This window comes from Enterobacter cloacae complex sp. OE43NF (assembly GCF_023544405.1).
GTDB lineage: Bacteria > Pseudomonadota > Gammaproteobacteria > Enterobacterales > Enterobacteriaceae > Enterobacter > Enterobacter cloacae.
The window spans coordinates 1-3,484 of sequence record NZ_JAMJFW010000104.1 but is presented as its reverse complement, the minus strand read 5'-3'; the positions used below and the strand labels follow the sequence as shown (position 1 = coordinate 3,484).

Genomic DNA, 3,484 nt, shown 5'->3' with positions numbered 1-3,484 from the left:
GGCTTTGGGCGTCGCTGCGACGGTCTCAGACGCGCTGTCGGTTGCGTTGCTTAACTGCGTGAAACCCTTTGCCGTGAGCGTGGCGTCAGGATGGCGGCGGGACTGCTCGTGCTCCGCGAGCTTATCGTCGACATAGTCCTGTGTGGCCATCACCGTTGAGGTATCAATCGTCAGCTCGACTGACTCGATGTCGCTCACCATGATAACCATGCGCACGGTCTGCGCGCGCCCTGACCCCTCTGCGAGCGCGGGCTTGTAGCTTTCGGCCATATTCCCGACCGCAATCAGCGTGCCGGTGTCATCGTAGAGCCCGAGCTCACGCATCCAGAAACCGCCGGTCTCAGGCGGGATAAGCAGCTCCGCCACGACATAATTTTTATTCTTTTTGTCCTGGCTGATTTTGTTCAGCGCGTGACGCCAGACCTCTTTGACGAGCTTTGTCTGGTTCGGGTCAGGTGTAGGCAGCGTACCGCCACCATCACCGACGGCCATCGCCGTCAGGTTCACTTTTTTTCCGCCGGGGATGGTCGCTGCAGCCAGCTTGATTGCACCGGCTTTGGTGATGACCGTTTTGTATTTCACTGTCATTGTGCTCTCACTTATCCGGGGTAAACCGTGATGATGTCGCCGTCATAGCTCAGGGCGCCGGTGTAGAGGTAGCCGGGGATGTCCTGAATAATATTGAGGCCGATAAGATGGCGGCTGGCTGGCTTTGCATCAGCAATAAGCCGCTCCATTTCGTAATACATTTCCTCGGTGATGCCGGTTTCTAACACACCGATATCGAGGCGAAACGTGCCGGGCGGGTCACTGGTTTCCCACCACTCAGTCACGTTTATCAGGTAGCCGAGCGGCTCCACAACGCGACGCACTGCACCAATCGTGCCTTTGTGCGCATGAATAAACCACGCCGCGCGGATCACTTCTCTTTTCGTGGTCTCCGGCCAGCTCTCATCCCACCGGTCAACGGAAAATGCCCACGCAAGCCACGGCAGCAGGTTTGCCGGGCAGTCGTCAGGGCTCCAGAGTCGGCGCAGGGGAACGGGGGTGTTTTCAATCTCAGCGCAGGCGCGCGCCGCCGCCACCTCAAGCGGTGAGGAGCCCACCGGTAACAGTCGGGTATTACTCATCGTTGCCCCCGATGGTCACGCTGTACTCGGTGCACCATGACGCCTGAGTCTCATCGAGCACGATATCGGCCACTGGCGCGGCCAGCTCGACGCGCTGCACGCCCTCGACGTGGAGCGCGGCATAAATGGCTGATTTGCGGATGTCACGACCGAGGCGGTGCTGCGCGGTGATATACGCTTGCAGCTTTGCTTTTGCCGCACTGAGCACCGGCTCACTTTCGGGACCGGGATACAGGTAAAGCGACGCGGTAATTTTATAGTCGACGATTTTCGCTGACTGCACGGTCACGCGGTCGGCCACCGGCCGGACGTCCTCGTCATTCAGCGCAGTGCGCACAATTGCGAGCAGCTCGTCAGAGGCGACGCCATTATTCTCGCGCGACAGCACGGACACGGTCACGCACGCGGGTTCGGGACTGATGACGGAAATATCTGCGACCCGCCCGTCGGCGCTGCGGCCATGAAACTGATATGAGCCGGTCGAGCCTGCGGTACTCAGCCCCTCAAAAGCCTGTTGAATGCGCAGACGATAGTCGGTGTCCGACTCCATAACGGCTGGTGTCGGCGGAAACGTCGTGTCGTCTGCAGGCGTGATGACGAGGCGCTCAACGTTGTAATTTCCGCCTATCTGGTCGAGGTCGCTGTCAGCAGCGTAAGCCAGCATGACCGCACGCGCAGCCTCGTTGACGCGCTGTCGCCAGATAACTTCCCGGTAGGCGTTTTCCTCCAGCAGCTTAACAATCGGCTCTGATTCAAGCGTCAGCGTGCGCGCGACGGCCTCCTGCTGTTCCTCAGGATAAAGCGAGACGAGTGTCGCCTTACGCTCTGCGAGGATGGTCTCATAGTCCAGCACTTCCACAACATCTGGTGCGGCGAGCTGGTTAAGGTCAACAATTGCCATAGCGTTTAGCTCAGTGGAATGGTGAGTGAAAATGGCTGGCCGCCGGTTGAGCGGTTGCCGGTGATATCGACATACAACCCGCCGTCGGTCTCTGACCGTTCAAAAGTGATGGTCGTCAGGCTGATGCGCGGCTCCCACTTCTGGATCGCGGAATAGCATGCGGCCATAATCTGCAGGCGCAGCGCCGGTGTCTGAGGCTGGTCAATCAGCACCGACAGAAGCGAGCCGTATTCACGGCGCATGACGCGCGAACCAACCGGTGTGACCAGAATGTCGCGCACGCTTTGCCTGATATGCTCGGCCTCAGAGATACTGAGGCCGGTCTGGCTGTTCATTCCGAGATAACGCACCGTCATTTAATGCCCTCCGTCCAGCTTCCACCCCGTTCGACGCCGCCGTGGTCGTGGTCATCCACCTGCACGCCGTTTGAGGTCAGTTTCCCGCCGGTGTGCTCGATGTTTCCGGTCATCTTCCCGCCGTTCTTCACTTCGAGCGTGCCGGTCGTTAGCTTGTTGGTGCACACCACCTCCGGCGTATCGAGCGTGATGCGGCTCGACGCTTTCACCAGCACCACCGGCACAGTGGCCGTGATGGAGTCCGACGCGGTGACGTCGGCAGTTTTTATGCCTGACACGGTGAGCGCGCCGCTTTCGGGCTCGTACTCGATAACCGCCCCATCAGGAAATGACACATGAAACGCATCGGGTGAGGACGACGGTGCGGGATTGTCATCAGAGAAAATGCCCGGCAGCACAAAGGCCGTATCGAGCTCACCGCCGATGGCTAGCAATAACACCTGCTCGCCAACAGACGGAGCCCACCATACGCGTGAGCGACCGGCGCGACAGGTGAGCCAGTTAAGCCAGGTGGTTTCAATACCGCCGGTCTGGATGCGACACAGCCCCTTGCCGAGGTCGACGTCGGTCACGATGCCGGTGCGGATAAGGTTGCGTAACGCGCGAGCGATTTCGTGCAGTGAATTTAAAGTATTCATGGGGAAAGGATGCCGCCGGGTAAGGCCAGCGGCAACCGAGGGGGGTTCTACAGGCTACAGCACAACTTTTGAAATTTTACCTGTAGACAGTAACGCGGCGACTTAAAACTATTGGCTCCTTAAGCTCTTCGCAAATGATTTTAAAATAGATCTCCCCCTCTCCGCTTTTTATAGGAATTAACGTTACCTCATCGAAAACAACAGACAGACTCTGAATTAATTTCTTAGCTCTAAGAATAACCTTCCCTTTATCATAATCAATCCAACTAGACGCATTTAATGGAGTGATATTTTTAACATAGCGCTCAATTTTTTCATTCGGAAAAGCCAAACCCGGCAAATCAAAATCTTTGAATGATTTCCTTTGTGAAGGATCTCTAATTGCAGCCAGAGCGTTAAGAGAAAAATTTCTTCTTTCCAAACTCTCCATTGGTGATTCGGGTTTCTCGAGTTTAGGCG

General features: G+C 56.9%; 5 protein-coding genes and 1 pseudogene. All 6 read right to left on the bottom strand.

The window, feature by feature from the left end; translation table 11 throughout:
• The coding region (locus M8370_RS22965) for a phage tail protein (protein ID WP_250021828.1) at positions 1-588 on the bottom strand (588 nt) is incomplete at its 3' end.
• 11 nt (positions 589-599) lie between these two features.
• Positions 600-1,130, bottom strand: coding sequence for a phage tail protein I (locus M8370_RS22960; RefSeq protein ID WP_029883420.1), 531 nt, complete (start codon positions 1,128-1,130; stop codon positions 600-602).
• Positions 1,123-2,031: a baseplate assembly protein gene (locus M8370_RS22955; protein ID WP_250021827.1), complete on the bottom strand. Its 909-nt coding sequence runs from the start codon at positions 2,029-2,031 to the stop codon at positions 1,123-1,125. Before M8370_RS22955 ends, M8370_RS22960 begins: the two co-directional genes overlap by 8 nt.
• Before the next feature lie 5 nt (positions 2,032-2,036).
• The gene (locus M8370_RS22950; protein WP_250021825.1) at positions 2,037-2,387 is read right to left on the bottom strand and encodes a GPW/gp25 family protein; all 351 of its coding nucleotides are present in this window, start codon (positions 2,385-2,387) and stop codon (positions 2,037-2,039) included.
• On the bottom strand, positions 2,384-3,025 hold the full coding sequence (locus tag M8370_RS22945; protein ID WP_250021824.1) for a phage baseplate assembly protein V: 642 nt from the start codon (positions 3,023-3,025) through the stop codon (positions 2,384-2,386). The genes M8370_RS22950 and M8370_RS22945 overlap by 4 nt, the downstream gene beginning before the upstream one ends.
• A gap of 76 nt (positions 3,026-3,101) precedes the next feature.
• Positions 3,102-3,484 (bottom strand): annotated as a pseudogene (locus M8370_RS22940) (DUF4062 domain-containing protein); the annotation flags it as partial.

What these genes read in the sequence shown, in the direction of transcription:
- M8370_RS22960 (WP_029883420.1), bottom strand. Translation starts at nt 1,130, where the DNA reads ATGAGTAATACCCGACTGTTACCGGTGGGCTCCTCACCGCTTGAGGTG.
- M8370_RS22955 (WP_250021827.1), bottom strand. Translation starts at nt 2,031, where the DNA reads ATGGCAATTGTTGACCTTAACCAGCTCGCCGCACCAGATGTTGTGGAA.
- M8370_RS22950 (WP_250021825.1), bottom strand. Translation starts at nt 2,387, where the DNA reads ATGACGGTGCGTTATCTCGGAATGAACAGCCAGACCGGCCTCAGTATC.
- M8370_RS22945 (WP_250021824.1), bottom strand. Translation starts at nt 3,025, where the DNA reads ATGAATACTTTAAATTCACTGCACGAAATCGCTCGCGCGTTACGCAAC.